Genomic DNA, 26,349 nt, shown 5'->3' with positions numbered 1-26,349 from the left:
ACCACCGAAGATCATCACTGTGTGTCACCGGATACGACATTCGGGCCCTTTTCAGGTGTCACCGGTGACGGTGGTGATCGTTCCTCGTTGGCCATGGCGTGAGCATCCGCACCCCCGATCGCCCCGTGGCCGACGCCACGTCCACGGTGCCGACCGACCCGGCCGACGCCCCGTCCGACCGGCGCGGTAGCTCCGTTCTCCGTGCGCACGGCGAGGTGCGGGCGCTGACCGGCCTGCGGATCGTCGCCGCGCTGTGGGTGGTCGCCTTCCACTTCCACTTCACCGCACTGTCCGGGGTGGAGACGGTGAACGCCTGGCTCGGCCCACTGGTCACGCAGGGTGCACTCGGGGTGGACCTGTTCTTCGTCCTGAGCGGGTTCGTGATCGCCTGGACCTACCTGGACCAGCTCGGTCCGCGGCTGCGGGTGCGTGACGCGGGCAGCTTCGTGTGGGCCCGCGCGGCCCGCATGTGGCCGGCCTACGCGGTCGTTCTCCACCTGTTCGGGGTGTGGCTGGTGGCGCGCGCGGTGCTGGGGTCCGGGGAGCAGATCGCCTACCAGGCGGTGCAGCCGGAGCTGAGCGCCGGCGCGTGGCTGGAGCAGGTCCTGCTCGTCCAGATGTGGAACGAGCCGTACCTGGACGGCGCCTCCTGGGTCGGGCCGACCTGGTCGATCAGTGCCGAGTGGCTGGCCTACCTGCTCTTCCCGCTGCTCGCGGTGGTCTTCTTCCGGCTGCGGAACCTGCCGTTCGTGGTCCTGGCCGCGGGCTCGCTGGCGTGTGTCGCGCCGATCGCGGCGGCGTTCGTGGTGGTCGGGTCCCCGTACTACCCCTACAGCTGGCTCGTCCGGGTCCTCGGCGGGTTCTCGGCCGGCGTGCTGGCGATGCTGGCGGTACGGCGGCTGCGCGGCTCCTCGGTCCCCGCCGTCGCGTCGTCGACGGCCACGCTCGTCGCCGCCGCCGTCCCGTTCGTGCTCCTGGCCGGGAGCGTGTACGGCAGCGGGTTGCACGGCCTGACCGTCCTGCTGTTCCCGGTCCTGGTCGGTGCGCTCGCGCTCGCCGACCGCGGGCCGGTGCACCACCTGCTCACCCGCCGCTCGATGGTGCACGGGGGGCACATCTCCTACGCGCTCTACCTCGTCCACATCCCGATGTTCGAGATCTTCTGGTTTCTGAGCGAGAAGGGTGTCCTCCCCGCCGGTGGCGAGACCGGGCACCTGATCGCGCTCACCGTCTTCGTGGGGACCCTGCCCGTGGCACACCTGATGTACACGCTCGTCGAACGTCCCGCCCGGCGGTGGATGCGCGCCCTGTCCTTCCGCCGCACGACCGCGGCGGCACCCGAGGTACGCACGGCTGTGGGCAAGCCTGTGGACAACCGTGTGGACGGTGTGGGTGGACGGCCGGTCACCACCGATGACGCCCGCTGCGACCCGGCGACGTCCGTCTTCCCGGTGATCGCGCCGGCGCTCGCTGCCGAGCCGGCCCCGGCCGCGTCGGTACCCTGGGCGCTCGACCGGCTCGCCGCGGCCCGCGCCGCCGGCCGGGCCGGGCCCACCGAGGGCGTGTCCGCCGATCTCGTCGCACTCGCCCGGATGCGCAGCGGCGGCCCGGGCTCCGGCGCCGACCTGTTCAGGCCGCTGGTCGACGGGCCGGGTGCAGCCGACCGGGTGGAGCGGCTGCGATCGCTGCAGGTCGCGGCACGTGCGGCCGCCGACGGTGGCGACACCCGCGGCGGCGTCGTACCCGCTCCGCGGGCGCTCCGGTCCGCGGCCGCGCTGCCCGGCACGCGCAGCGGCGCCGAGCACTGCGGGCGCGCGTCCCGCCGCCGCGACGACACGCACGGCAGCGCCGCGACGCCGATCGTCGCCGCGTCGGGTGCCGCGGGCCGTCGCCGTCGCAAGCGGCCCGCGCACGGCGTCTGACACCGCCCAGGCCCGACACGACGACACGACACAGTGGTGTGGCGGGGTACGGCACCGCGGGCCGGCCCCGGCGGGTCAGAATGACGGTGCCCGCGCCCGCCGACCCCTGTGGACCGATGATCCCCACGACCCCGCCCCGCTCCGAGCTGCCGGACGCCGCACCCGTCCCTCCGGACCCGGCGGCCCGCCAGTGGTACCTGCGGCTGGTCCGTCACCACGTCGGCCGCGGGCCCTACCTCGACGTCGCCGGGGTCGGGGGGTTGCTGCTGTCCGGCCTCACCCGGCTCGGCCCGGCGTCCGGGCTCGCGGGCTCCGACGCCGAGGCCGTGGCGATGCGGGACGGTGCGCCCGGCTGCCCGGTGCACCGCCGGGTCGACGACCTGCCCGGCCCGGTGGCCGCGCTGACCGCCGTCGAGGTGCTGGACCGAGTCCCGGACACCGAGCTGGGCGCGGACACCGGCCCCGGCGGCTGGTTCCGCGCACTCGAACCGGGCGGGCACGCGCTCGTGGTCGCCGCTGACGCGGAAGGCCGCGGCCGCGAGCTCGCCGGAGCACGCTGGGTGCCACCGAGGGAGCCGCGCGGCCACGTCCGGATCCGGGAGATCCTCGTCGAGGCCGGGTTCGAGATCGTCCGCGAGGGCTCGGACGGCCTCACCCGCGGCCCGTACGGCGGCGTCCCGGTACTGCTCGACCCGCGTACCGCACCGACCCGCGCCCAGCGCACCGCGGGCCGCCTGACCCTTCCCCCCGGAGCCGGTGAGCGCGCCGTCCTGGTCGTCCGCCGCCCCACCTGAACCGGCGGCCGCGCGGGCGCCACCGGCGGCAGGCAAGATCGTCGGTATGAGTGATGTGCTCCCGCTGGGTCCCGACGAGTTGCTGACCACCACCCGCTCGGTGCGCAAGCGCCTCGACCTCACCCGTGACGTGCCGATGGACGTGATCCGGGAGAGCCTCGAGGTCGCGCTGCAGGCACCGAGCGGCTCGAACCAGCAGGGCTGGCACTGGCTGGTCGTCACCGATGCCGAGAAGCGCAGGGCGATCGGCGAGTACTACCGGCAGGCGTTCACCGCCTACCGCAACTCCGGCGCCTACCCGACCACGAAGCCCACCGGCGACACCGACCGCGACGCCACCCAGGGCCGCGTCGCGGACAGTGCGCAGTACCTCGCCGACCGGATGGGCGAGGTCCCGGTGCTGGTCATCGGCGCGCTGCAGGCCTCGGCGGACCTGCCGGCGGCGAACCAGTCCGGCATGTGGGGGTCACTGCTTCCTGCCGCGTGGAGCCTGCAGATCGCGCTGCGGGCCCGGGGGCTGGGCAGCGCGTGGACCACGCTGCACCTGCAGTACGAGAAGGAGATCTCCGAGCTGCTGGGGGTCCCGGCGGACGTCCGCCACGGCGTGCTCCTGCCGGTCGCCTACTACACCGGCGACACGTTCAAGCCCGCGAAGCGCCAGCCGCTGGACACGGTGCTGCACGTCGACGGCTGGTGAGCCCCCGCCCGTCCCGCGTCAGATCGGCAGCTTGCGGAAGATCGGGCGCGGGACGTGGCGCAGCGCGCTCATCACGAACCGCATCGGGGCCGGCGCCCAGACCAGCTCCTTGCGGTTGCGCACCGCGTTCACGATCACGTCAGCGACCGCCTGCGGGGTGGTCGCCAGCGGGGCCGGGTCCATGCCCTCGGTCATCTTCGTGCGCACGAAACCGGGGCGCACGATCGTGACGGTGACGCCGTACTCGCGCAGTGCCTCGGTCAGTCCGGTGTAGAAGGCGTCCATCCCGGCCTTGGTGGAGCCGTAGACGAAGTTCGAGCGCCGGGCCCGCTCGCCGGCGACCGAGGAGATCGCGACGATCGAGCCGTGGTTCTGCTCGCGGAACCGCTCGGCCAGCGCGACGCCGGTCGAGACGGTCGCGGTGTAGTTGACCTGGGCCAGCTCGACGGCGTGCTCGACGTCGGTCCAGCCGCGCTCGTTGTCACCGAGCAGTCCGAACGCGACGACGGCGACGTCGATGTCCCCGCCCGCGAACGCCTGCTTCACCACCGCGGTGTGGGTGTCGGTCCTCGCGGCGTCGAAGTCGATCGTCTCGACCCCGCAGCCGAGCGCTTCCAGCTCGGTGCGGGCGGAGTCCAGGCGCGGGCCGGGGCGGGCGGCCAGCACGACCCGCAGCGGGCGGTCCGCGGCGAACGCGCGGACGGTGGCCAGGCCGATCTCGGAGGTTCCGCCCAGCACCAGGATGCTCTGCGGGTTGCCTACGGCGTCAATCATCAGGGGAGCTCCGGACTCAGTGGGTCAGCTTGAGGCGGCGGGACATGTCGGAGGCGAAGACGCCCGCCGGGTCGACGGCGTCGCGGGTCGCCTTCCACTCGTCGAACCGCGGATAACCGGCGGCGAAGGCCTCCGGTGAGGTCCGCGACTCCTTGGCCAGGTACAGCCGCCCGCCCGCGGCGAGCACGAGCTCGTCGAGCTCGGTGCAGAACCGGGACAGGCCGTTCGCGATCGGGAAGTCGACGGTGATCGTCCAGCCCTTCGTCGGGAACGACAGCGGACCGTCGTTGCCCTCCCCGAAGCGCTTGAACACGTTCAGCCCGGACTTGTGCGGCGACTGCGTGATCCGCTCGACGATCCGGCGCAGCGCAGCCTCCTCGCCCATCGGCAGCGCGAACTGGTACTGCAGGAAGCCCTTGGAACCGAAGATCCGGTTCCACTCCCCGAACAGGTCGAGCACCTGGTAGAAGGCCGTGATGTTCTGCACCGAGCCGCGCTGGCGCTTCGGGGCCTTGCGGAACCACAGCTCGCTGAACGCGGTCAGCGACAGCTTGTTGGCCAGCCCGTTCGGGAAGACGTCCGGGAAGGTCAGCAGCTGCGGGGCGTCGAACTTCAGCGGATCGGACCTCAGCTTCTCCGGGAGCTGGTCGACGGTCGCGAGCGAGCCGCGGGTGAGCACCGAGCGGCCCATCCGCGCACCCGTTGCGGTGGTGTCGAACCAGGCGGCGGAGTAGCCGTAGGTGTCGTCGGAGCCGTCGGTGAGCAGCTCCAGCAGCCCGTCCAGGTCGTCGGTCCGGTCGGTGTCGACGACGAAGTACGCCGACTCGGTGCGGTGCAGCCGCACCTTCGCCCGGACGATCACCCCGGTCAGGCCCATGCCGCCGACGGTGGCCCAGAACAGTTCCTTCTCGGGACCGGTCGGGGTCAGCTCACGCACGGACCCGTCGGCGGTCACCAGCTGCACCCACTCGACGTGGTTGCCGAAGCTGCCCTTGGTGTGGTGGTTCTTGCCGTGCACGTCGGCACCGATCGCGCCGCCGATCGTGACCTGGCGGGTGCCGGGCAGCACCGGCACCCACAGCCCGTGCGGCAGCGCGGCGCGCATGAGCTGGTCCAGCGACACGCCGGCGTCGACGTCCGCGACACCGGTGTCCGGGTCGATCGCGTGGATCCGGTCCAGGCCCGGCATGTCCAGGACGACGCCGCCCGCGTTCTGCGAGGGATCGCCGTAGGACCGGCCCAGCCCGCGGGCGATGATCCCGCGCTCGCCTGCGGTACGGACCGTCTCGGCGACGTCCTCGACGCTGCGCGGCGTGACGAGCTGAGCGAGCGTGGACGCGGTCCGTCCCCAGCCGTGCAGGGACGCGGTCCGGCGCTGCGGAGCGTCGGTCCTGGGGCTGGAGGGAACGGTCGTGTCCGTCATCAGGTGGCAGGCTAGCGCCCCGGGAGAGGTCGTCGCGGCGGGGACCGCGATAACCGGTCACGAGCCCGGAGGCGACACTGGCTCGATGCTGGAGTCGCCGCGGTCCGCGTCCCGGCACGCCCGGATCCCGCTGCCGTCGCCGCGATCCCGGGGCGCCACCGCGGGGTTCTACCTGCTGCTCGGCATCGCCTACCTGCTGGTCTCGCTCTGGCTGCAGCGCCGTGTCCTCGCCGATCCCGGTGGCCTGCTGATCGGCCACGTCACCGCCGACGCCGACATGTTCGCCTGGTGGCTCAACTGGTTCCCGTTCGCCGTGACCCACGGCGAGAACCCGCTGCTCACCGACTGGATGCACTGGCCGTACGGGCTGAACGCGCTGTGGAACACCGCGGTGCCGCTGCTCGCCGTCCTGCTGGCGCCCCTCACGGTGGCCGCCGGGTCGGTCACGGCGTTCAACGCCGGAGTGATCCTGGGGCCGGTCGTCGCCGGGCTCCTGCTGGTGGTCGCCCTCGGGCCGTTCACGTCCGGCGGGGCGCGGGGCCGGGTCGCCCGCGCGGTCGCCGGCGCACTCTACGCGTTCTCCCCGTTCCACCTCGCGCACGCGATCGCCGGGCACCTGAACCTCACGTGGTCGGTGCTGCCGCCGCTGCTCCTGCTGATCGCACACCACCTGTTCGGCCGGGGCCCGCTGGGCCGGCCGTGGCTGGTCGGCGGGCTGACCGGCCTGGCGCTGCTGGGCCAGCTCCTGCTCTACACCCAGACCCTCGCGGTCGGCGTGGTCTTCCTGGTGATCACGGCGATCGTGCTCGCGCTGCGGTTCCCTCGGCGGATCCGGGAGTACGTGCCCGGTCTGGCGCGGGCGGGCGTGGCCTGCGTCGGTGTGTTCGCCGCGCTCGGCGCCTATCCGCTCTATCTCGTGCTGGCCGGGCCGAACCGGCCGCGCTCGGCGATCCGCAACGTGCACGCCACCGGCGCGGACCTCGCGAACGTGGTGGTGCCGACCCGGATGACGGCGGTCCGGCTCACCCCCGACGACGCGGGCACGGAGCTCGCCGGTCACATCGGTGAGCAGGGCGGCTACGTCGGGATCGCCGTGCTCGCGCTGGTGGTCGTCGCGGTGCTGGTGATCCGGTCGACGACGCTGCGGGTCGTCGCCACGGTCGGGGCGCTGTCCTGGCTCGCGTCGCTCGGGACCGGTGTCGTGCTGTTCGGGGAGCATCTCGACGTTCCGCTGCCGTGGCTGGTGTTCGCCGAGATCCCGCTGCTGTCCGAGATCGAGCCGGTGCGGATCCAGATCGTCACCGTGCTGTGCGTGGCCGCCGTCGTCGCGATGTGGATCGACCGGATGCCGCTCAGCACACCGGCGACCGCGGTCGGGGCCCTCGCCCTGACCGGGTTCGCGCTGGTCAGCTGGCTGCCTGCGGATGCGCAGGAGGTCCGGCCTGCGCCGGTCCCGGAGTTCTTCGCCGACACCCGTGGTGCCCTGGAGCCCAGCGACGTCGTCGAGATCTACCCGCGGATCACCGCCGCCTGGGACGACGGTGCGCAGGGCCTGCGCTGGCAGGCGGCCTCCGGCCCGGGGTTCCGCATCCGGGGCGGCTACTTCATCGCCTCCGACCCGGACGACGACGTCGTCCTCCAGTCCCGCTGGAACCGCTACCAGGTCGGCGCACAGTGGGTCGCGGACGGCAAGAACGAGCCGAGCGACGCCTACACGGCGCAGGCGGCCGCGGAGCTGCGGGACCTGGGGGTCACCGCGGTCGCGATGGTGCCCGGCCGGGCGGTCGACGGCGGCGACGAGGCCCGCGTCCTGGACTGGACCCGGCGGGTGACCGGCGACCCGGGCCGGTTCGACGGCGGGGTGTGGTTGTTCCGGCTGCCGGTCGCCGCCCCCGTCGGCTGAGCTGCGTTTACCCTGGACACGTGAGCGGTTCGCGGCTTCCCGGAGAGCGGCGCGAGATCAGGATCTCCGACGCCGACCGGGAGCGTGCCGCCCAGCGGCTGAACCGGGCGATGGCCGAGGGCCGGATCTCGGTCGAGGAACTGCAGGAGCGGCTGAGCACCGTCTACGCCGCCCGGTTCGGTGCCGACCTGGTGCCGGTGCTGTCCGACCTGCCCGGCGACCCGCTGAACCTCAGCGCCGACGTCCTCGCCACCCCGGTCGGCCCGCCGACCGTGCTGCGCGGCGGGGTCGGTGGCCTCAAGCGGCGCGGGGCCTGGAACGTGCCGTCCCGGCTGCGGGTGCAGAGTTCGATCGGCTCGGTGCTGCTCGACTTCTGCGACGCCGAGCTGCCGATGCCGGTCGTCGAGGTGGAGCTCGAGCTCGGCGCCGGATCGGCCCGGCTGCTGGTCCCGGAGGGGGCGACCGCGGACGTCGACGGCCTGGTCTCCGCCTACGGCTCGATCCGGTCCAAGGTGGCGTCCCGGTCCGCGCACGGGCGCCCGCACTTCCGGGTCTACGGCCGTACCTCCGCCGGATCGGTGACCGTCCGGACCCGCTACACCTTCGCCGGCCGGCACTTCTGAACCTCAGGCCACCCCGAGCAGCCGGTGGGCGGTGGCGCGGTCGGCGCGGAACTCCGGCGTGCCGGTGAGGTGGACGATCCGGCCCTTCTCCATGACGGCGATCTCGTCGCACACGGTGAACGCGAGGTGCAGGTCCTGCTCGACGAGCAGCATGGTCACGCCCTCGCCGCGCAGTGTCGTCAGCAGCTCCGCGATCTGGTCCACGATGGCGGGCGCGAGGCCGTCCGACGGCTCGTCGAGCAGCAGCACGGTGGGGTCGGTGAGCAGCGCCCTGGCGATCGCCAGCATCTGCTGTTCCCCGCCGGAGAGCTGCCCGGCCTGCTGCCCGAGGCGTTCGCGCAGGCGGGGGAGGAGATCGAGCACGGCGTCGGTGGTCCAGCGCCGGCCGTGGCCGCGGCCGGCGAGCGCGAGGGTCTCGGCGACGGTCAGCGGCGCCCAGATCCGCCTGCCCTGCGGGACGAGTGCGACGCCGGCGCGGGCGATCAGGTCCGGCCGCCGTCCGGCGACGTCCTGCCCGTCGAGCAGCACCCGGCCCGACGTGGGCGCGACGATACCCATCAGGCTCATGATCAGCGTGGACTTGCCGACGCCGTTGCGCCCGAGCAGGCCGAGCGCGCCGCCGGTGCCGATCGACAGGTCGACCCCGTCGAGGACGGTGCTGCGGTCGTAGCCCGCGGTCAGGGCCTCCACCACGACGTCGGTCATGAGGTGAACAGCTCCTCGCGGCGGGCGGTGCCGAGGTAGGCCTCGCGGACGGCGTCGCTGGCCCGGACCTCGTCGGGTGTGCCGGTGAGCAGGACCCGGCCGAGGTGCAGCACGGTGACCCGGTCGGCGAGATCGAAGACCAGGTCGAGGTCGTGTTCCACGAACAGCACGGTCACCTCGTCCGGCAGGTCGGTGAGCAGGGTGAGCAGCCGGGCGCTCTCGGCGGGTGACATCCCGGCCGCGGGCTCGTCGAGCAGCAGGACGGCCGGGGAGCAGGCCAGCGCGAGCGCCACCTCGAGCTGCTTGCGTTCGCCGTGGCCGAGTGCGGGCACCGGCCTGCTGCCGTGGTCGGTCAGACCGACCCGGGCGAGCAGCTCGCCGGCGTGGGCGTCGATGTCGGGCTGCCTGCGCGGCCAGGGCACGATCCGCGCGCCACCACCGGCGGGCCCGTGCCTGCGGACGGCGAGTGCGACGGTCTCGGCCGCGGTGAGCGAGGCGAACAGGCTGGCGTGCTGCAGGGTCTGGCTCATGCCCAGCCGGCTGCGGCGTACCTCGGAGAGCCGGGTGACGTCCTGGTCACCGAGCTGCACCGTGCCCGCGTCGGGCCGCATCCGGCCGGTGAGCAGCCGGAACAGGGTGGACTTGCCGGCGCCGTTCGGCCCGATGAGGGCGTGCCGGGCGCCGGGTACGACGGTCAGGTCGACGTCGTCGACGGCGCGCAGGGCACCGAACGAACGGCTGACACCGTGGCAGGACAGCGCGGTCACGATCGTCTCCTGGAGAACGGGCGCAGCGTGGTGAGCCCGGCCGCGCCGCGGGGGAGCAGGTACACCACGAGGACGAACACGATCCCGAGCAGCAGCTCACCGTGCCCGCCGAGGCCGGGTCCGAGTGCGTCCCGGACGAGCACCACGATCGCGGCGCCGAGGACGGGCCCCCACAGCGATCCCGCGCCGCCGATCACCACGGCGAGCAGGATGATCGCGGCCGTCGTGAACCCGAGGTCGGCCGGTGTCACCAGGCGTTGCTGGGCGGCGAGCAGCGAGCCCGCCGCACCGGCGACCGTGCCCGCGGCGACGAAGGCGCCGTACTTGTAGAGCGTCGTGGGGTAGCCGATCGCACGCATGCGCGGTTCGTTGTCCCGGATCCCGCGCAGCGCCGCGCCGAACGGGGAGCGGGCCAGCAGCCACACGAGCAGGAAGCCGAGCAGCCCGACGACCAGCACGTACCAGTACAGGAAACCCACGTTGACCAGTGGTTCCCCGGCCAGACTCGCCGACGGGATCCCGGCGAGACCGTTCGCACCCCCGGTGACGCCGTCCCAGCTCTGGGCGACCTGGGCGAGGACCTCGCCGATCGCGAGGGTCAGCATCAGGAAGTACACCCCGGCCGACCGCACCGCGACCCAGCCGGTCGCCGCGGCGGCGAGCCCGCCGACCGCCGCGCCGACCAGGAGCGGCACCGGGATCGCGGGCGTGATGTGGAGCGAGACCCAGCCCGCGGCGTAGGCCCCGGCCCCGAAGTAGGCGGCGTGCCCGAGCGACGGCAGTCCGGTCACCCCGACGAGCAGGTCCAGGCTGACCGCGAGCAGGCCGAACACCAGCATCCGGGTCAGGGTGGTCGCGGCGAACGGGGCCAGGAACAGCGGTGCGGCGGCGAGCACGAGCACGACGACGGTCACCGGCACGGCGGTCAACCACCGTCGCCCCGGTTCGCTCGGCGGCGCCGAACCGCCGTCGACGTCGTCCGGCACCTGCGCCCGCTGGGTCACCTCGGTCATGCTGCCGCCCCCGCCCGGCTCCCGAACAGCCCCTGCGGGCGCAGCACCAGCACGAGGGCGAGCGCGCCGAACAGGATGAACGACGCCAGGTCGGGGAACAGTGCCCGCCCCAGCGACTCGATCTGCCCGATGACCAGGGCGCCGACCAGCGCGCCGCGGACCGAGCCGAGACCGCCGATGACCACGACGACGAGTGCGAGGATCAGGACCGTCGAGTCCAGTCCCACGCTCGCGCCGTAGATCGGGCCGCCGAGCACGCCCGCGACGGTCGCCAGCAGTGAGCCCGCCGCGAAGACGGCGATCTTCACCCGGCGGTTGTCGACCCCGATGGCCGCGACCATGTCCCGGTCGGCGACGGTGGCCCGGATCAGTGCTCCGAGCGTGGTCCGTTCGACCAGTACGTGGACGCCGACGGCCAGCACCGCACCCACCCCGATCAGGGCCAGCCGGTAGGTCGGGTACGCGGCGCCGAACAGGGAGACCGAGCCGTCGAGGCCCGGTGGGGCCGGCACGGCGAGCGGATCGTCGCCGAACACGATCTGCAGCACCTCGGCCACGATCAGCGCGATCCCGAGGGTGAGCAGTGCCTGGTCCAGGTGCGAGCGGCGGCGCAGCGGCTCGGTCATCCCCGACAGCGCCCCGCCCGCGAGCAACCCGATCACCGCGGCGATTCCCAGCGCCCCGAGGAACGCGCCCCAGGAGGCTCCGCCGCCCGCGAGCGCGGCGGCGATGTACGCCCCGGTCAGGAACAGCGCGCCGTGGGCGAGGTTGAGCACGTCCATCATCCCGAAGACCAGCGACAGCCCGACCGCCAGCACGAACAGCAGCGCGCCGATCGCCAGCCCGTTCAGGACGCTGAGCAGGTTCGCGGCGATCCAACCGGTCATACCTGCGCCTTCTCCCCCAGTTCGGCGGTCACGGCGTTGCTGAGCTGCGGCGGGGTGCCCTCGACCGTCCGCAGGTACATCATCTGCCGCGGGTTCTGCCCGTCGAAGGTCCAGCTGCCGCGCGGGCTGTCGTCGATCGGGCCGATCCCGTCGAGCGCGGCGCTGACACTGTCGCCGTCGAGCGCGGTCGCCGAGGTCAGCGCCCGGTCCAGCACGGCGGCGGCGTCGAAGGTGGAGACCGAGTAACAGGTGGGGACGGCGTCGTACGCGCCGCGGTAGGCCTCGACGAACGCGGTGTTGGCCGGGTTCTCGAGCCGGTCGGTGTAGAACAGCGAGGTGCGCACGCCGACCGCCGCCTCGGCCTGGGCGTCGAGCACGCCGCCCTCGGTCAGGAAGCCCGAGCCGTAGAGCGGGACCGAGTCCTTGAGGCCGAACTGGGCGTACTGCTGGACGAAGCGCACCGCCTCGGCCCCGGCGAAGAAGCAGAACACCGCCCCCGCGCCGGACTGCCGGATCTGCGCGAGGAACGGCTGGTAGTCCTGGGTGCTGCCGAACGGGGGAGCGGCCTCACCGGCGATCCGGCCGCCCGCGGCCTCGTAGGCGGCCTTGAATCCGGCCCGCACCTCGGTCCCCGCCGCGTAGTCGGAGGCGATGAGGAAGACGCCGCCCTGGATGTTCTGCTGCGCCAGGTACGGGCCCGCCGCGGCGGCGACCTGGGCGTTCTGGAACGACGTCCGCCACACGTACGGCGTGCGGGACTTGCCGGTGATGTCCGCGGCGCCGGCGTTGGCGACGAGCAGGATCTTCTTGGCCTCGCTCATCAGGGGCGCGGCCCCGAGGGCGGTCGCGGAGTTCACCAGCCCGACGACGACGTCGACCTGGTCGGCCTGCAGCACCCGCTGCACCGCGGGGACGCCCGTCTGCGGGTTCTCGCCCTCGTCGGCGACGACGGTGGTGACCTCGCGGCCGCCGATCCGGTTGCCGTGCTGCTGGAGCCAGAGGTCCCAGCCGCGCTGCATGTCGGTGCCGAGCGGGGCGTACACCCCGGACTGCGGGATGACCAGGCCGACCTTGACCGGCCCGCCCTCGCCGCCCTCGCCGCCGGACTGCCCGCCGCCGACACTGCTGCCGCAGGCCGCGAGTGCGGGTACGGCGGCACTCGCGCCGAACAGCATGAGCAGTGCGCGCCGGGACAGGGTGAACTCCGCCATCGGGATCGCTCCTCGTCGAACGATGTGGTGGGACCGACGTGCTACATCAGACTGTCGGGGGACGCTGATCCTGTCGAATCACACGAACGGGTGTCAACCGTCCCATCCCGACCAACGCCCCACTCCGCCCACCCCGGTGTCCGCCTGTCCCGCTGCTCGCCCCGCTGTCCCGGTGTCGCTCCCACCCCGACCGCCCCGACGTCGCAGGGGCGACGGCGGGCGCAGAGGGCGTGGGTCAGCGAAAGCGGCGGCCTTCGTCGCGGCGGTAGGCCCAGACGGCCAACAGTGCCGTCGTGACCGTCCATCCGGTGAACGCGAGCACGGCGAGCGCCCCGGGGGCCGGCCCGCCGAGCGAGAAGATCAGCAGGTCGCGCGCCCCGCGGGTGGGCAGCATCGACGACACCGTCTGCATCCAGTCCGGGAACAGGGCCGGTGGCACCAGCAGACCACCACCGAACGCCATCGGGAAGAAGATCAGCTGCACGACCGGCAGCGCAGCCTTCGGCGGCAGCGAGTAGCCGATCGCGAGACCGCCGAGCAGGAACGGCAGCCCGCCGAGCACGAGCGTCCCGATCGCGGCGAGCAGGCGCCCGGACGGCACGGTCGCCGCGGTGAACAGGGCGCCGACGGCCAGCACCGGCAGTACGGCCAGCAGGGCGAAGAACGACCCGGACACCAGGCGGGCCACGATCCGGGCCCAGGCCGGGGCCGGCAACGTCCGCAGGTACGGGTCCCACGGCTTCTCCCGGTCGTCGGCGACCCCGACGCCGAAGGTGAAGAGGAACCCGGTGAGGACACCGAACAGCGCCAGCTGCGCCACCGCCGCGGTGGCCGCTCCGGGCTCGTCGGCCCAGTCGAACGGCAGCACGAAGAACAGCAGCGACAGCGCCGGGAAGAGCGCCGAGGACAGCACCGCGATCGGGATCCGGAGCTGCTCCAGCACCAGGTAGCGGACGTGCGCCACGACCAGGCCGGCGGCCGGGCGGGGTGCGGCCGGGGCACTCATCGCCCACCTCCGACGGTTGCGGTCGCGTGTGCGTTCTCGGTTGCGGTGAGGCTCAGGAACGCGTCCTCGAGCGACGCGCGCGCCACGCCGAGGTCCTCGAACGCGGTGCCGCTGCGGACCAGGGCACGGACGAGCTCGTCGGCGTCGGCCGTGTAGAGGGTCCAGCGGTCGCCGTCGCGCTCCACGTGCTCGACGCCGGGCAGCTCCGGTAGCACGTGGGTGCGCAGCGTGACCCGGTTGCGCCGGACCGCCCCGCGGATCGTCTCGACGTCGCCGTCGGCGCGGACCTTCCCCTCCGCGATCACCACGACCCGCTCGGCCAGGCTCTCGACCTCGTCCAGGTAGTGCGTGGTCAGCAGGACGGTGCCGCCACCGGCGTGGAACTCGCGCACGACGTCCCACAGCACGCGGCGGCCCTCGACATCCAGACCGGTGGTGGGCTCGTCGAGCAGCACCAGCCGCGGCCGCCCGCAGAACGCCAGCGCCACCGCGAGCCGGCGCTTCTGCCCACCGGAGAGGCCACCGGTCTGGCGCCGCTCGAGCCCGTCGAGGCCGAAGCGTTCCAGCAGCTCACCGGGCGGGACCGGGTCCGGGAAGTGCCCGGAGACGAACCGGAGCACCTCGCCGACGCGCAGCGTCTCCGGCAGACCGGTCTGCTGCGGTGTCGACCCGAGGCCGATCCGGCGGGCGGCGTCACGCGGATCGCCGCCGAACAGGCGGACGCTGCCGGAGTCGGCGCGCCGGAGCCCGGAGACCAGGTTGACCAGGGTGGACTTGCCGGCCCCGTTGGGGCCGAGCAGGCCGGTGAGGCTGCCGGACTCGATCGTCAGGTCGACCCCGTCGAGCGCGACGGTGTCGCCGTAGCGCCGGGTGACGCCCTGCAGTACGACGGGTGCGGTCACGATCCGACCTCCTCGTCCACCTGCGGCGACAGCAGGGCGCGCAGGCTCGCGGTGTAGTCCTCGAACGCTCTGCGCCCGGTTCTCGTCAGCTCGACATAGGTGACCGGGGTGCGGCGCTGGTGGGTCTTGGTGATCGCGACGTAGTCGGCGTCCTCCAGCTTGCGCAGGTGGGTGGACAGGTTCCCGGCCGTCATCTCCAGGAGTTCCTGGAGCCGGGGGAACGTCATTCGATCGCCGTCGGGCAGCGTCGCGAGGCTGGCGGTGACCCGGAGCCGCGCCTGCGCGTGGATGACGGGGTCGAGAGCGGTCATCGCCGGGCCCGCCGGACGAACCCGACGACCAGCAGCGCGCCGCCGCCGCCGATCCCCATCACGAGCGTGTTCCACGGCGCGGGGGTGAAGGCCGTGACGATCGCGACCGCCTGCACGACCAGACCGAGCACGTAGTCGAGGGCGCACCGGTAGAAGGCGCCGGTCACCGTGTACATCACGCCGACCACGAAGATGAAGAGCGCGGGGATCAGATCGGCTCCCGCCTGACCGGTGAGCCGGACGAGCGCGACGACGAGCAGCCCGGTCCCGAACATCGCGGTAATCCACGAGATGCCGTACATCGCCCCGAAGCGGGTGGACGGGCCGGCGACCCCGCGGTTCATCCGCGTGCCGAGCCATGCGCTGACCGCACAACCGACGACGACGAGCGCCGTGGACACGATCCCGGCCGGCCCGGGCACCCAGAAACCGGCTTCCTCTCCGAACCAGACCGTGCCGATCACGATCCAGAGCGCGCCCCACAGCACGAAGTACGCGGAGAGGTCCGGCTCCCGGCGGGCCTGTTCCTGCTCGATGATCGCGAGCGCGTCGGCGGCCGTGGCGGGTGGGTCGTCGTCCAGGCCGGTGGTGTGGCGGTGTTCCTGCACGGTGGTCCCTCTCGCTTCGGCCGACAACTTGTTTGCTGTGAGAGCTAGTTTGTAACACAAAGTCGTTGGTGATTGCCAGGTGCATTGGGGTCTCGGGGCCGACGCCCCAGCAACAGCGACCGAGGGTCGTCCCGGCGCTTCCGGAAGGCCGAAACGTGCCACCCGAGGGCACGCGCCGGTCGATCAGCACGTTGATGCCCGGATCGGGGCGGAATCGTGCTGATCCATGCCTCGGAGAGCGGTCGCGTGCGGGTCGCCGTCGGGCGAAGCGTTGCGCGTCGCTACCCTCGAAGTCGTGACCGCCACCGAGTCCTCGCGGCCCGAGAGCCCGGCCTCCGACGGTGCCGCCGCGCCGAAGCACGGACTGGTCCGTCAGCTCGGGAGCTTTGTCGTCATCGGCCTGCTGTGTGCCGTCGTCGACATCGGCTCGTACCACTTGCTGCTGCTCACGGGCCTGTGGGTGCCGGTCGCGAAGGGGATCGGCTTCATCCTCGGCACGACGACGGCGTACCTGCTCAACAAGCGGTTCACCTTCACCGGAGCGGACACCGGCGGCAAGGGCCGGTTCGCAGGCTTCGTCGCGCTCTACGGCACGACCTTCGCCGTGAACGTCGGCATGAACTCGCTGGTGCTGTACCTGCTGCCGCAGATGTCCTACGAGACGTTGCTCGCGGCCGTGGTCGCGCAGGGCACCGCCACCGCGATCAACTTCGTGATGCTGCGGTACGTCATCTTCAAGAACTGACCGCTTCACCTCGCTTCACACCCTTTCCCTGCTCCACACACCCGCTGCAACAGGTGTGAGGCACCGCGAAGGGGTGTGAGGAGTCAGGCCCCCAGCGTCAGCTGAAGCCGCGCCACCATCCCGTCGTCGCCGGGGTCGTCGATGTCCGGCCAGATCCAGCGGACGACGGTCCGGCCGGTCGCCCGGATCAGGTCCTCCCGGCGCTTCTCCTCCCACAGCACCTCGGTGAGGTCGACGCCCGGGCGCAGGCTCCTGCCGTACTTCACCCGCCCGTCGAACTCCCCGACGACGCCGAGATCGGGCCAGGCGAATTCGGTGCGGTGCCGAGTCCCCGGGACCGGCCACTGGGTGACCGGAGCCGGCAGCCCGGCGACGTGCATCCGGAACCGGCTCAGCGTCTCGCCGGGGCTCTCACTGAGCCCGTCCGCCAGGGCGAGCACGCGTCGCGCCGCCGCGGCACCAGGCGATCCCGATGCGCGGGCCACGACACGGGCGATGTCGGCGGGCGTCGCCGCACCCGGATCGGGCGTCCCGGTCTGCTCCCGGACCACCGCTCTGTGCAGTGCTCCGTCGAGGGTGACGAGCGCCCGGTTCGCCGGCACGGTCCGGGCCAGGTCGACGGCGGTACGAGCCGGCGACGTCACCCGGAGACCGTCGACGACCAGCACGTCGTCGTCCGGCAGCCGGCCACTGTGGATCTGCAGGTCACCGCGGACCCGCGCGCCGTTGGGCCGGGCTCGGATGACGTGCAGCCGCTGGAGCGGGACGCCCCACGACGGAAGGCGGAGCAACGCCGCGGCCGTGACGAACCCGAACGCGGCGTCGGGAGCGAGGCCGGACCCCGCCGCCCGGCCGCGCAGCGCGTGCTCGGTCTCCGGGCGGCGACGGGCGCCGTCCTCGGTCAGCCGGTAGACCCCACGCCGCACCGCCTCGAGAGCGCCGGTACGGAGCATCCGGTCGATCTCACCGCCGGTGAACCCGAGGGTGAGCAGCACGGTACGGCGCAGCAGGCCGTGGGAATCGGGCCGGAGCAGAGCGTCCACCCCGCAACCGTCCCCCGGCCCCGGGGCGCCCCCGCCACGAGTCGGCCACCTGTGGACAACTCACCAGCTTGTGGACAACCGGGTCCTCACACCCCTCCGCCCCGCGTCACACCCGTTACAGCAGGTGTGGGGCGATGCAAAGGGGTGTGAACTGGGGCGGGAGGTACGCGTGGGCCGTGGCGCGGTGGAACGCGGTCAGGGGGCGCGGTGGAAGCGTTCGGCTCGGCCCTGGTTCAGGAGGCGGAGCCAGTCGCGGAAGCCGCGGGGGTCGCGTTTGGTCACCAGGAAGTACCAGGCGAACCTCGGCAGCTCCAGCAGACCGATCCGGCGCATCCCGGGCTGGGCCATCAGGTAGCCGCGGTTGCGGTAGGTGTAGTAGCGCTTGACCGCATCGCCCGGGTCCTGGGCGTGCAGCCGCCCGCCGAGCATCGGCTTGAACTCGTCCGAGCCGTAGGGGTGCAGGTAGCCGGCGTGCAGCGCCGTGCCGAACGGCAGTCCGGAGCGCACCATCCGGCGGTGCATCTCCACCTCGTCGCCGCGGACGAACAACCGCAGGTCCGGCACCCCGATGATCTCGAGCGTCGACGCCCGGAACAGGGCGCCGTTGAAGAACGACGCGATGCCGGGGAGGAGCTCGTCGTCGTCGCCACCGGCGAGCAGCGCCGACCGGGTGCGGTGCCAGGTCACGCCACGGCGCAGCGGGAACGCCAGCCGGTCCGGGTCGGCCTTGTCGGCGACCACCGGGGAGACGGCGGCCAGCCCGCGACGGGAGGCCAGGTCGATCAGCGTGGCGAGGGTCGACTCGTCGGCGGCGTGGCCGTCGTCGTCGGCCAGGAAGACCCAGTCCGCGCCCATCGCGAGCGCGTGCAGCATGCCGAGCGCGAACCCGCCGGCACCACCCAGGTTCGTCCAGGACGGCAGCCAGGTGGTCGGCAGCGGACACGCCTCGACGGCCTCGCGGGCCGGTTGGTCCGGTCCGTTGTCGACGACGATCAGGTGCGCGAGCGGGTGGGTCTGCTTCGCCATCGCCGTCAGCGAGTCGACCAGCAGGTCGGCGCGGTGCCGGGTGACGATGACGCCGACCACCGAGCCCGGGGGCAGGGGAGCGGTCACGCGGTGCCCTCGTACGGTGCGCGGCCCTTGTAGTGGTCGAGGACGTCCTGCAGCGGGCCGTACTCCTTGATCGTCCCGTGCTCCATCCACAGCGCGGTGTCGCACAGGTCGGCGAGGAACTCGTCGGAGTGCGAGGCGAACACCAGGATCCCGGAACGTTCGACCAGCTCGTGCAGGCGCCCGCGGGCCTTGTTGAGGAACTCGGCGTCGACGGCGCCGATGCCCTCGTCGAGCAGCAGGATGTCCGGGTCGATCGAGGTGACGACGCCGAGTGCCAGCCGGACCCGCATGCCCGTCGAGTACGCGCGCAGCGGCATCTCGAGGTAGTCGCCGAGCTCGGTGAACTCGGCGATGTCGTCCATCCGGGCCTCCATCTGCTTCCTGGTCATGCCCAGGAACAGCCCGCGGATGATGATGTTGTCGTAGCCGGAGATCTCCGGGTCCATGCCGACCGCGAGGTCGAAGACCGGCGCGACCTTCCCCTGCACCGCGGACCGGCCCCGGGTCGGCTCGTAGATGCCGGCCATCAGCCGCAGCAGGGTGGACTTGCCGGCACCGTTGTGCCCGACCAGCGCGACCCGGTCGCCCTTGCCGAGCTGGATCGTGATGTCCCGGAGCGCCTCGATGATCGGCACCTTGGAGTCGGTGCCGATCCGGCCACCGGCCTTGCCGAGGACGGCCTTCTTCAACGACCGCGTCTTCGCATCGAAGATCGGGAAGTCGACGGCGGCGTGGTCGATCCGGATTCGGGGTTCGGACACTGTGCTCACACCCAGTACGCGACGCGGGAGCGGTAGTTGCGCAGGCAGACCAGTGCTGCTGTCCACCCGACGACCGTGATGATCCCGGTGACCAGCCAGTACCGCCCGACGATCTCCTGACCCAGCAGCGGCTGGCGGACGATCTCGACGAAGTGGAACACCGGGTTGAACTCGACCAGGCTGGCCCGCTCCCGTGCGGCCTCGTTGTCACGCAGGAGGTCGACCGACCAGACGATCGGGGTCAGGTAGAACACCAGCTGGGTCACGCTGGCGATGATCGGCGGGATGTCCCGGAACCGGGTCGCGAGGATCCCGGCCAGGATCGCCACCCAGGTGCCGTTGATCGCCAGGAGCGCGAACGCCGGGATCGCCAGGAGCGACGAGACACCCAGCGGATGCGGGAAGACGATCATCAGCACGACCCAGACGGCCAGGTTGTGCACGAAGAACAGCGTCTGCCGCCAGATCAGGCGGTAGATGTGCAGGGTCAGCGGCGCGGGCAGGAACTTGATCAGGCCTTCGTTCGAGATGAAGACCTCGCTGCCCTCGAGGATGCAGCCGGAGACGAAGTTCCAGATCAGCAGCCCGACGGCGACGTGCGGCAGGAACGTCGCGATCGGGATCTCGAACAGAGCCGAGTAGAGAATGCCCAGCCCGAGCGCGATCACGCCCATGCTGATCGAGATCCACAGCGGTCCCAGGACGGAGCGGCGGTAGCGCTGCTTGATGTCCTGCCAGCCCAGGTAGCCCCACAGCGGGCGCTGACGCCAGCCGGCGGCGAGGTCCGCGAACGCCCGGCGCCAGCTGCGCGGGCTCGACACCTCGGACGGATCGACGATGTCACCCGGCTCGCTGTCGGTCACGGTCACGGCCACGCGACGAGGGTACTCAGGGGGTCCCGCGCGACCCGGCAGGGGAGGCCCCTGCCGGGTCCGGGCGAAACCGCAGGTCGTGGACGGTCAGAGGTACTGCCCCGTGCCCCGGCCCAGACCTTCCGGCATCCCGCCCTGCTCGCTCCCGGGCGGGAGCCCGCGGCGCATCTGCTCCAGCTGCGCGCGGGCGGCCATCTGCTGGGCGAACAGCGCCGTCTGGATGCCGTGGAACAGACCCTCCAACCAGCCCACCAGCTGGGCCTGCGCGATGCGCAGCTCGCCCTCCGACGGGATCTCGTCGGCGGTGAACGGCAGGCTCAGCCGGTCCAGCTCCTCGCGCAGCTCCGGGGCCAGGCCCTCCTCCAGTTCCTTGACCGAGTTCTCGTGGATCTCCTTCAGCCGGCTGCGGGAGGCCTCGTCCAGCGGGGCCGCCTTCACCTCCTCCAGCAGCTGCTTGATCATCGTGCCGATCCGCATGACCTTGGCCGGCTGCTCGACCATGCTCGCCGGGCTCTGCTGCTCGGCCTCGTCGTCGTCCTGCGGTACGCGCGCCATCCCCACCGGGCGGCCGTCGGCGCCGACCACCATGATCCGCTCGTCGGGGGTCTCCTGCTCGTCGCTCATGCGACTCATTCTGGCCCCGGAGGGCAGGGGTCGGCCGCGGGGATCAGGCGTCCGGGTTCACCAGCAGCAGCTTCCCGACGACGCCGCCCTCGGCCAGCCGCCGGTGCGCGTCCGCGGCGTCGGCCATCGAGTACTGCTCGAACACGATCGGGCGGACCTGTCCGGTGGGGAAGAGCGGCCACACCCGCGACCGGACCTGCTCGACGATCTCGGCCTTCGAGTTCGGCCCCTCCACCGGGCGTCCGCGCAGGCCCATCGCCGAGACGTGCCCCCGCTTGGCGAGCAACGCACCGATGTTGAGCTCGGCCTTCACCCCGCCCTGCATGCCGATGATCATCAGACGCCCGTCCTTGGCGAGGGCGGACAGGTTGTTCTTCAGGCCCTTGGCGCCCATGTTGTCGAGGATGACGTCGGCGCCGTGGCCGTCGGTGGCCTTCTTCAGCTCCTCGGCGATGTCGTCGTGGTAGTCGATGACGATGTCCGCGCCGAGCTCACGGCAGAACCGCAGCCGGTCGTCGTGCCCGGCGGTCGCGGCGACCCGGGCACCGAGCGCCTTCGCGACCTGGATCGCGTGCGTCCCGATGCCGGACGACCCGCCCTGGATCAGGAACGTCTCGCCCTCGGCGAGGCGACCCTCCATGAACACGTTCGACCACACCGTGCACGCAACCTCGGGCAGTCCTCCCGCCACCTCGACCGACACGCCGTCCGGGACCGGGAGCAGCTGGGCCGCGGGGACGGCGACCTTCTGCGCGTAGCCGCCGCCGGCCAGCAGCGCGCAGACCTCGTCGCCGACCGCCCAGCCCGTGACGCCCTCGCCCAGCGCGGAGATCCGGCCCGAGCACTCCAGCCCGAGGATCTGCGAGGCGCCGGGCGGCACCGGGTAGTTGCCCTGCACCTGGAGAAGGTCGGCGCGGTTGACCGCGGACGCGACGACGTCGAGCACGACCTCGCCAGGACCCGGCGTCGGGTCCGGGACCTCCTCCCAGGCCATCTGTTCCGGACCGCCGTACTCCGCCAAGGTGATCGCCTTCATGACCGGAGACCGTATTGCGTCGCGCCGCCGGAAGCGATCCGGCAGGGTCGGGCCGTGAGCTGGTTGCCCGCGCCGATCGACCCGGTGCCCGATCCGTGGCCCCCGCACGGGCTCGTGCTGCGCACCCCCCGGCTCGAACTGCGCCCGGACGACGACGGGTCGCTGCGCGAGCTCGTCGTGATGCTGCACGGCGAGGGCGTCCACCCGGCGTCGGAGATGCCGTTCGCGGTGCCGTGGACCGACGCCGATCCGCGGTACCTGGGCCGGGGCGTGGCCCAGTACCTCTGGTCGGAGCGGGCCCGGTGCTCACCGGAGTCGTGGGCGCTGCATCTGGTCGTGCGGTACGACGGTGACGTGATCGGGCTGCAGAGCCTGACCGCCGACCGGTTCGGCGTCCTGCGCGAGGTGCACACCGGCTCCTACCTCGGACGGCGCTTCCAGGCCCGCGGGTTCGGCACCGAGATGCGTGCCGCGGTGCTGGCGTTCGCGTTCGACCGGCTCGGCGCGACGACGGCCCGGTCGGACTACGTCGACGGGAACCCGGCCTCGGCCGGGGTGTCCGCCCGGCTCGGCTACCGGTCCGACGGCACCACGCTGAACGCGCCCCGCGGCGTGCGCGAGGTCCAGCACCGGGTGCTGGTGACCCCCGAGACGTTCGTCCGGCCGGTGTGGGGGCTGCGGGTCGAGGGCTGGACCGACGACCTCGCCGGCTTCCTCGCCGCGGACCCGCCCCTGCTCAGCTGAAGACCAGTTCGCGGTGCCGGGGCAGGCGCATCCAGACCTGCCCGCCGACCAGCAGCACCGCGAGCACCACGAACCACTGCACGGCGTGCACCGCCGGGACGACGTCGAGCGGCAGCGTCCACGCGGTCACCACGCGCAGCGCCGCGTCGGCGAACAGGCCGAGCGCCCACCACACCGTCAGCCACCGCCAGATCCCGCGGAACCGGGCCGAGGTCGTCCAGCGTCGGTCCCACGCGCCGGCGTCGTGCCCGGCCTCGGTCACGGCCAGCCGACCGAGTGCGTACAGCGCTGGCCGCGCGGTCGGCACCGTGACCAGCAGCGTCACTCCGAGCGCCGCGGTGACCAGCCCGTCGCGGGCGAGCAGCGCCCGGGCGTCCCCGCTGACCAGCGTCGTCGCCGCGCTCGCCACGCACAGCACCAGTGCCAGTACGGCGAACCACTCCGCGCGCCGGTGCCGCACCAGCACGTACAGCGCGCGGGCGGCCGGGATCGCGGCCCCGGCCAGCAGCGCCGGGACGGCCGAGACCCCCGCGGCGCGCAGCCCGTAGAACACGACGAGCGGGGCGACGAGATCCGCGGCGACGGTCAGGAGCAGCTCGCGGCGGTTCACCGCTCGGCGTCCGCGGCGTGGGCGAGCATCCGCTCCGCCGTCCGCGCCGGGTCCTCGAGGGCCAGCGAGTGCGTCGCCTCCGGCCACACCTCGGCGGTCCCGCGGGGCAGCAGCGCCGCCCGATCCCGGGCGCGCCCGGCGTCGAGGATCGTGCTGCGGCCGGCGAGCAGGCTCAGCGTGGGCGTGTGCACCGACCGCAGGTCGGCCGCCGAGGGCAGCGACGGGTGCGGCTGGGCCGAGGCGAACGACGACAGCCCGAGCGCGATCACCCGGGCGATCGGGTCGTCGTCCGGGATCGGGCCGCCGGCGACCGTCCGGAGGAACAGCTCCCGCAGCGGCCGCGGCGCGCCCGGCGACGCACCCACGGCGATGACGGCCGTGCGCATCGGGATCCGGTCCAGCGTGTTCGGCGGGTCCGCGAGCGTCAGCGACCGCAGACCGGCGGGACTACGCCGGGCGAACTCGAACGCCGTCCGGCCGCCCATCGACATCCCGGCCAGGTGGAACGCGGTCAGGCCCAGCCCGTCGACCACTCCGCGCAACCACCGCGCGGCGTCGGCCATCGACCGCAGCGGCACCTCCTGCCGGCTCGCGCCGGGGCCGCCGAGCGGGTCGAGAAGGTGCACCGGCCGCCGGTCGACGAGGTACGGCACCACGGCCGACCAGCTGGCGCCGGGTGCGCCGGCGCCGGGCAGCAGTACCAGCGGGACCGCGTCCGGCGGTCCGTCGCAGGTGATGACGCGGACCGTGCCGTACGGCGTGCCGACGTCGGTCGCGCTCGGCCCGGGCAGCGTCGCGACCGCCTCGTCGTAGGCGCGCAGGTACTCCGACCGCGCTTCCGGTCCGGTGAAGTGTCCGACCCGCATGATGTCCCCCTCGCTAGACGATACGATCGGACTGTAAAAACTTGCGGGTGGTTTTGCAAGCCGATTGGATTGCAACGGAGGTGGACGTGCCGAGGGTGGTCGATCACGGGCAGCGTCGCGGCGAGATCGCCGAGGCGCTCTGGCGGGTGGCGGCGGCGGAGGGGCTGGAGGCGGTCAGCCTCGCCAGGGTCGCGCAGGAGGCCGGCGTCTCCAAGGGGCGGGTGCAGCACTACTTCACCTGCCGCGACGAGCTGCTCTTCTTCGCCGCGCAGCAGCTGCAGCTGCGGATCGACGAACGGATCCGCGCGCACCTGGCGTCGGCCCGGCCCCGGACCCCGCTGGCGGAGGTCCGGGGGCTGCTGAGGGCGCTGCTGCCCCTCGACGACGACGGCCGCACCGACGCCCGTGTCGGCTCGGCCTTCCTGATCCGGGCCCTGGCCGACCAGGAGATGCGCGCGACCTACCGGGAGGGGAACCGGCTGATCCGGCAGGCCGTCGCCGAGCGGCTCGTCGCGGCCCGCGAGGCCGGCGAGCTGGTGGACCTCGACGCGGAACGCGAGGCCACCGTGCTGATCGCGCTCGTCGGCGGGCTGGCGGAGGCGGTCCTGCTCGGCGACCACGACGAGGGATCGGCCGCCGCGGTCCTCGACCACCAGCTGGCTCGGCTGGCTCCGCGGCAGGGGTGACCGGCGTCCATCCGGAGGCGTTCGGGGCTCAGTCCAGGTCGCGGGCGGCGAACGTGTCGCAGGCGTTGGCGTCGCCGGTGTCCAGGCCGGTGGTGAACCACCGCTCCCGCTGGGCGGAGCTGCCGTGCGAGAACTGGGACTCGTCGACGCGCCCGCCGCCCAGATGGGTCTGGATGTGGTCGTCGCCGATCTTCGCGGCGGTGTCCAGCGCCGCGTCGATGTCGGCCGGGGTGAGGTCGGTGATCAGCGGGCGCCCGGAGTCCCCGGGCACGGTCGTCGCGTGGTGTGCCCAGACGCCCGCGTAGCAGTCGGCCTGCAGCTCGAGCCGCACCGAGCCGGAGGTCGGGCCGGTCTCGTTGCCGACCCGGCGGTTCGTGCCGAGCAGGTTCTGGATGTGGTGGCCGTACTCGTGGGCCATCACGTACGACTGCGCGAACGGCCCGCCCTCGGCGCCGAAGCGGGTCTGCAGGTCCTGGAAGAACGAGAGGTCGATGTAGATCTCCGAGTCGGCCGGGCAGTAGAACGGCCCGCTGTCCGAGGTCGCCGACCCGCAGCCGTCGGTGCTGACCCCGCCGGAGAAGAAGTTCGTCCGCGGCCGCGCGAAGCCCGACGAGAACTGGGCCGCCCAGAAGTCGTCCAGCGAGTTGACGACGGCGACCATCCGGCAGTCCGTCGAGTTGTTCGCCGACGCGCCGGTCGCGCAGTTCTGCTCCAGCGACGCGTTGTCCGCGGTCTGGCCCGCGCCGACCTGGTTCAGGCTCGGGTAGCCGCCACCGGCCGCCATCCCGCCCATGTCCACACCGGCGAAGTTCGACAGCAGCAGGTAGATGATCAGACCGACGACGCCGAGCCCACCACCGGCGCCGGCGACCCGGCCCCCGACCCCGCCGCCCCGCCCGCCGATCCGGCCGCCGCCGGAGCCTCGCAGGTCGTCCACACCGGACGTGTCGAGCCGGGCGTTCTCGTCGAACCGCACGCTGACCTCCCCAGAGATGATCGGGGAGATCCCACCACAGCGCCGCGCGGTGGCACAGCGGGGCGTCCGGGCGCCGGTTGGCCCGGGTGCTTTGATGTCAGCCGGTTATCGGGAGTGATGTAGACCCGGTCAGGCCCCAGGGCCTCGGCCCGTCCGAGACGGGATTGTGGAGCAGGGCTGGATCAAACCCGGTTGACGGCTACGTCCGAGCCATCTCGGGTTCGAACGTTGAGTGCCTATTCACTTCGCAACCTCGCCACGAGCAGCCTCGCGCGGAAGCGTATTCGTAGCGTTGACCAGTCGGCCGGTGACCTCGACGATCTCGTTGTGCCCGTATGGCGGCCGCTGGGGAGGTCGTGCAACGCCGGACATGTCGTCGAGTGGCGTGCCGTGGACGATCTCGTGGACGACTGCTTCGTGCGCGGAAACTGCGTTTGCCCCGACCAACCGGCACCACTCGGCCAAGGCCGTTCCCTCAGCAGCGGACTCCAGCTCGTGTACAGCGCCCACGAGTGACAGGTGTCGAGACGGCTGCGATTCGGGGCTGCGGAGTTCTTCGAGTACGGCTTGGATGTCGGTGTAGAGGCGAGTGGCGGCCCAGGACATCTGTCCGAGCGCCGGCAGAAGCTTCTCCTCGCAGGGCATATCCGCGGCGAGCCCGTGAAAATCGGGCGTCAAATCCCACATGGCGGCCACTGTAGACGCCGGAATTCCGGGGTTCGTCCTG

General features: G+C 72.6%; 29 protein-coding genes. 8 read left to right on the top strand and 21 right to left on the bottom strand.

Annotated features, from left to right (window positions below; all coding sequences use genetic code 11):
- Positions 1-125 precede the first annotated feature (125 nt).
- The 3 genes from JOF36_RS01700 to JOF36_RS01690 all read left to right on the top strand — a co-directional run bounded on the left by JOF36_RS01700 (position 126) and on the right by JOF36_RS01690 (position 3,413).
- Complete coding sequence (locus JOF36_RS01700; RefSeq protein WP_210024667.1) at positions 126-1,922, top strand: acyltransferase family protein; 1,797 nt, start codon at positions 126-128, stop codon at positions 1,920-1,922.
- Positions 1,923-2,038: 116 nt separating this feature from the next.
- Positions 2,039-2,716, top strand: coding sequence for a hypothetical protein (locus JOF36_RS01695; RefSeq protein ID WP_210024666.1), 678 nt, complete (start codon positions 2,039-2,041; stop codon positions 2,714-2,716).
- 46 nt (positions 2,717-2,762) lie between these two features.
- Positions 2,763-3,413, top strand: a complete 651-nt coding sequence (locus JOF36_RS01690) for a nitroreductase family protein (RefSeq protein ID WP_210024665.1) — start codon at positions 2,763-2,765, stop codon at positions 3,411-3,413.
- A gap of 18 nt (positions 3,414-3,431) precedes the next feature.
- Here the strand turns inward: JOF36_RS01690 and dprE2 are convergent, their stop codons facing one another.
- Complete coding sequence (gene dprE2, locus JOF36_RS01685; protein WP_210024664.1) at positions 3,432-4,187, bottom strand: decaprenylphospho-beta-D-erythro-pentofuranosid-2-ulose 2-reductase; 756 nt, start codon at positions 4,185-4,187, stop codon at positions 3,432-3,434.
- Positions 4,188-4,203: 16 nt separating this feature from the next.
- The gene (dprE1, locus tag JOF36_RS01680; RefSeq protein ID WP_210024663.1) at positions 4,204-5,610 is read right to left on the bottom strand and encodes a decaprenylphosphoryl-beta-D-ribose oxidase; all 1,407 of its coding nucleotides are present in this window, start codon (positions 5,608-5,610) and stop codon (positions 4,204-4,206) included.
- An 85-nt stretch (positions 5,611-5,695) separates the two neighbouring features.
- On the opposite strand from dprE1, the gene JOF36_RS01675 reads away from it, so the two are divergent.
- On the top strand, positions 5,696-7,513 hold the full coding sequence (locus JOF36_RS01675) for a hypothetical protein (RefSeq protein WP_210024662.1): 1,818 nt from the start codon (positions 5,696-5,698) through the stop codon (positions 7,511-7,513).
- A 20-nt stretch (positions 7,514-7,533) separates the two neighbouring features.
- Entirely contained in the window at positions 7,534-8,136 is a 603-nt protein-coding gene (locus tag JOF36_RS01670; RefSeq protein WP_210024661.1) for a DUF1707 SHOCT-like domain-containing protein, read from the top strand.
- A gap of 3 nt (positions 8,137-8,139) precedes the next feature.
- Here JOF36_RS01670 and JOF36_RS01665 read toward each other — a convergent pair whose 3' ends face one another.
- The 9 genes from JOF36_RS01665 to JOF36_RS01625 form a co-directional block, all read right to left on the bottom strand.
- Positions 8,140-8,841 (bottom strand): ABC transporter ATP-binding protein, encoded by a 702-nt coding sequence (locus JOF36_RS01665; protein WP_210024660.1) that lies wholly within the window; start codon positions 8,839-8,841, stop codon positions 8,140-8,142.
- Complete coding sequence (locus JOF36_RS01660; RefSeq protein ID WP_210024659.1) at positions 8,838-9,608, bottom strand: ABC transporter ATP-binding protein; 771 nt, start codon at positions 9,606-9,608, stop codon at positions 8,838-8,840. The genes JOF36_RS01665 and JOF36_RS01660 overlap by 4 nt, the downstream gene beginning before the upstream one ends.
- Positions 9,605-10,621 (bottom strand): branched-chain amino acid ABC transporter permease, encoded by a 1,017-nt coding sequence (locus JOF36_RS01655; RefSeq protein WP_210024658.1) that lies wholly within the window; start codon positions 10,619-10,621, stop codon positions 9,605-9,607. The genes JOF36_RS01660 and JOF36_RS01655 overlap by 4 nt, the downstream gene beginning before the upstream one ends.
- Complete coding sequence (locus tag JOF36_RS01650) at positions 10,618-11,508, bottom strand: branched-chain amino acid ABC transporter permease (protein WP_210024657.1); 891 nt, start codon at positions 11,506-11,508, stop codon at positions 10,618-10,620. The genes JOF36_RS01655 and JOF36_RS01650 overlap by 4 nt, the downstream gene beginning before the upstream one ends.
- Positions 11,505-12,719, bottom strand: a complete 1,215-nt coding sequence (locus tag JOF36_RS01645) for an ABC transporter substrate-binding protein (protein WP_210024656.1) — start codon at positions 12,717-12,719, stop codon at positions 11,505-11,507. The genes JOF36_RS01650 and JOF36_RS01645 overlap by 4 nt, the downstream gene beginning before the upstream one ends.
- 235 nt (positions 12,720-12,954) lie before the next feature.
- Complete coding sequence (locus JOF36_RS01640; protein WP_210024655.1) at positions 12,955-13,725, bottom strand: ABC transporter permease; 771 nt, start codon at positions 13,723-13,725, stop codon at positions 12,955-12,957.
- Positions 13,722-14,627, bottom strand: coding sequence for an ABC transporter ATP-binding protein (locus JOF36_RS01635; protein ID WP_210024654.1), 906 nt, complete (start codon positions 14,625-14,627; stop codon positions 13,722-13,724). Before JOF36_RS01635 ends, JOF36_RS01640 begins: the two co-directional genes overlap by 4 nt.
- Positions 14,624-14,938 carry a transcriptional regulator gene (locus JOF36_RS01630; protein WP_210024653.1) on the bottom strand — a complete coding sequence of 105 codons (315 nt, stop codon included), beginning with the start codon at positions 14,936-14,938 and terminating at the stop codon, positions 14,624-14,626. The genes JOF36_RS01635 and JOF36_RS01630 overlap by 4 nt, the downstream gene beginning before the upstream one ends.
- Complete coding sequence (locus JOF36_RS01625) at positions 14,935-15,546, bottom strand: hypothetical protein (protein ID WP_210024652.1); 612 nt, start codon at positions 15,544-15,546, stop codon at positions 14,935-14,937. The genes JOF36_RS01630 and JOF36_RS01625 overlap by 4 nt, the downstream gene beginning before the upstream one ends.
- A 295-nt stretch (positions 15,547-15,841) precedes the next feature.
- Between JOF36_RS01625 and JOF36_RS01620 the strand changes: the two genes are divergently transcribed.
- Positions 15,842-16,291, top strand: coding sequence for a GtrA family protein (locus tag JOF36_RS01620; RefSeq protein ID WP_307862165.1), 450 nt, complete (start codon positions 15,842-15,844; stop codon positions 16,289-16,291).
- 83 nt (positions 16,292-16,374) lie between these two features.
- On the opposite strand, the gene JOF36_RS01615 is transcribed toward JOF36_RS01620, so the two are convergent.
- The 6 genes from JOF36_RS01615 to JOF36_RS01590 all read right to left on the bottom strand — a co-directional run bounded on the left by JOF36_RS01615 (position 16,375) and on the right by JOF36_RS01590 (position 21,740).
- A complete protein-coding gene (locus JOF36_RS01615; protein ID WP_210024650.1) occupies positions 16,375-17,334 on the bottom strand; it encodes a type IV toxin-antitoxin system AbiEi family antitoxin in 960 nt (319 codons plus the stop codon).
- Between the two features lie 195 nt (positions 17,335-17,529).
- Positions 17,530-18,447 carry a galactofuranosyltransferase GlfT1 gene (gene glfT1, locus JOF36_RS01610; RefSeq protein ID WP_210024649.1) on the bottom strand — a complete coding sequence of 306 codons (918 nt, stop codon included), beginning with the start codon at positions 18,445-18,447 and terminating at the stop codon, positions 17,530-17,532.
- Positions 18,444-19,208: a galactan export ABC transporter ATP-binding subunit Wzt/RfbE gene (wzt, locus tag JOF36_RS01605; RefSeq protein WP_210024648.1), complete on the bottom strand. Its 765-nt coding sequence runs from the start codon at positions 19,206-19,208 to the stop codon at positions 18,444-18,446. The genes glfT1 and wzt overlap by 4 nt, the downstream gene beginning before the upstream one ends.
- Positions 19,209-19,213: 5 nt before the next feature.
- Entirely contained in the window at positions 19,214-20,083 is an 870-nt protein-coding gene (gene wzm / locus JOF36_RS01600) for a galactan export ABC transporter permease subunit Wzm/RfbD (protein WP_210024647.1), read from the bottom strand.
- A gap of 84 nt (positions 20,084-20,167) precedes the next feature.
- A complete protein-coding gene (locus JOF36_RS01595; RefSeq protein WP_281071073.1) occupies positions 20,168-20,713 on the bottom strand; it encodes a bacterial proteasome activator family protein in 546 nt (181 codons plus the stop codon).
- Positions 20,714-20,747: 34 nt separating this feature from the next.
- Entirely contained in the window at positions 20,748-21,740 is a 993-nt protein-coding gene (locus tag JOF36_RS01590) for an NAD(P)H-quinone oxidoreductase (RefSeq protein ID WP_210024646.1), read from the bottom strand.
- 54 nt (positions 21,741-21,794) lie between these two features.
- Between JOF36_RS01590 and JOF36_RS01585 the strand changes: the two genes are divergently transcribed.
- Positions 21,795-22,484, top strand: coding sequence for a GNAT family N-acetyltransferase (locus JOF36_RS01585; protein ID WP_210024645.1), 690 nt, complete (start codon positions 21,795-21,797; stop codon positions 22,482-22,484).
- Here JOF36_RS01585 and JOF36_RS01580 read toward each other — a convergent pair.
- The gene (locus JOF36_RS01580) at positions 22,477-23,094 is read right to left on the bottom strand and encodes a VC0807 family protein (protein WP_210024644.1); all 618 of its coding nucleotides are present in this window, start codon (positions 23,092-23,094) and stop codon (positions 22,477-22,479) included. The two genes, JOF36_RS01585 and JOF36_RS01580, sit on opposite strands and share 8 nt — an antisense overlap.
- Positions 23,091-23,960: an alpha/beta fold hydrolase gene (locus JOF36_RS01575; RefSeq protein WP_210024643.1), complete on the bottom strand. Its 870-nt coding sequence runs from the start codon at positions 23,958-23,960 to the stop codon at positions 23,091-23,093. Before JOF36_RS01575 ends, JOF36_RS01580 begins: the two co-directional genes overlap by 4 nt.
- Before the next feature lie 86 nt (positions 23,961-24,046).
- Between JOF36_RS01575 and JOF36_RS01570 the strand changes: the two genes are divergently transcribed.
- On the top strand, positions 24,047-24,646 hold the full coding sequence (locus tag JOF36_RS01570) for a TetR/AcrR family transcriptional regulator (RefSeq protein WP_210024642.1): 600 nt from the start codon (positions 24,047-24,049) through the stop codon (positions 24,644-24,646).
- 28 nt (positions 24,647-24,674) lie between these two features.
- Here JOF36_RS01570 and ypfJ read toward each other — a convergent pair whose 3' ends face one another.
- Positions 24,675-25,622, bottom strand: a complete 948-nt coding sequence (gene ypfJ / locus JOF36_RS01565; RefSeq protein ID WP_210024641.1) for a KPN_02809 family neutral zinc metallopeptidase — start codon at positions 25,620-25,622, stop codon at positions 24,675-24,677.
- A gap of 240 nt (positions 25,623-25,862) precedes the next feature.
- Positions 25,863-26,309, bottom strand: a complete 447-nt coding sequence (locus JOF36_RS01560) for a hypothetical protein (protein WP_210024640.1) — start codon at positions 26,307-26,309, stop codon at positions 25,863-25,865.
- Positions 26,310-26,349: the final 40 nt, after the last annotated feature.

It is taken from the genome of Pseudonocardia parietis, assembly GCF_017876315.1.
Classification (GTDB): Bacteria; Actinomycetota; Actinomycetes; order Mycobacteriales; family Pseudonocardiaceae; genus Pseudonocardia; species Pseudonocardia parietis.
Note: the sequence above shows the minus strand (reverse complement) of the source record. Positions and strands in the feature narration are given on the sequence as shown.

Bases quoted from the DNA above. Each gene is read 5' to 3' on its own strand.
- JOF36_RS01695 (WP_210024666.1), top strand. From the start codon at position 2,039: ATGATCCCCACGACCCCGCCCCGCTCCGAGCTGCCGGACGCCGCACCC.
- JOF36_RS01690 (WP_210024665.1), top strand. From the start codon at position 2,763: ATGAGTGATGTGCTCCCGCTGGGTCCCGACGAGTTGCTGACCACCACC.
- dprE2 (WP_210024664.1), bottom strand. From the start codon at position 4,187: ATGATTGACGCCGTAGGCAACCCGCAGAGCATCCTGGTGCTGGGCGGA.
- dprE1 (WP_210024663.1), bottom strand. From the start codon at position 5,610: ATGACGGACACGACCGTTCCCTCCAGCCCCAGGACCGACGCTCCGCAG.
- JOF36_RS01675 (WP_210024662.1), top strand. From the start codon at position 5,696: ATGCTGGAGTCGCCGCGGTCCGCGTCCCGGCACGCCCGGATCCCGCTG.
- JOF36_RS01665 (WP_210024660.1), bottom strand. From the start codon at position 8,841: ATGACCGACGTCGTGGTGGAGGCCCTGACCGCGGGCTACGACCGCAGC.
- JOF36_RS01655 (WP_210024658.1), bottom strand. From the start codon at position 10,621: ATGACCGAGGTGACCCAGCGGGCGCAGGTGCCGGACGACGTCGACGGC.
- JOF36_RS01650 (WP_210024657.1), bottom strand. From the start codon at position 11,508: ATGACCGGTTGGATCGCCGCGAACCTGCTCAGCGTCCTGAACGGGCTG.
- JOF36_RS01645 (WP_210024656.1), bottom strand. From the start codon at position 12,719: ATGGCGGAGTTCACCCTGTCCCGGCGCGCACTGCTCATGCTGTTCGGC.
- JOF36_RS01640 (WP_210024655.1), bottom strand. From the start codon at position 13,725: ATGAGTGCCCCGGCCGCACCCCGCCCGGCCGCCGGCCTGGTCGTGGCG.
- JOF36_RS01630 (WP_210024653.1), bottom strand. From the start codon at position 14,938: ATGACCGCTCTCGACCCCGTCATCCACGCGCAGGCGCGGCTCCGGGTC.
- JOF36_RS01595 (WP_281071073.1), bottom strand. From the start codon at position 20,713: ATGAGTCGCATGAGCGACGAGCAGGAGACCCCCGACGAGCGGATCATG.
- JOF36_RS01590 (WP_210024646.1), bottom strand. From the start codon at position 21,740: ATGAAGGCGATCACCTTGGCGGAGTACGGCGGTCCGGAACAGATGGCC.
- JOF36_RS01575 (WP_210024643.1), bottom strand. From the start codon at position 23,960: ATGCGGGTCGGACACTTCACCGGACCGGAAGCGCGGTCGGAGTACCTG.
- JOF36_RS01560 (WP_210024640.1), bottom strand. From the start codon at position 26,309: ATGTGGGATTTGACGCCCGATTTTCACGGGCTCGCCGCGGATATGCCC.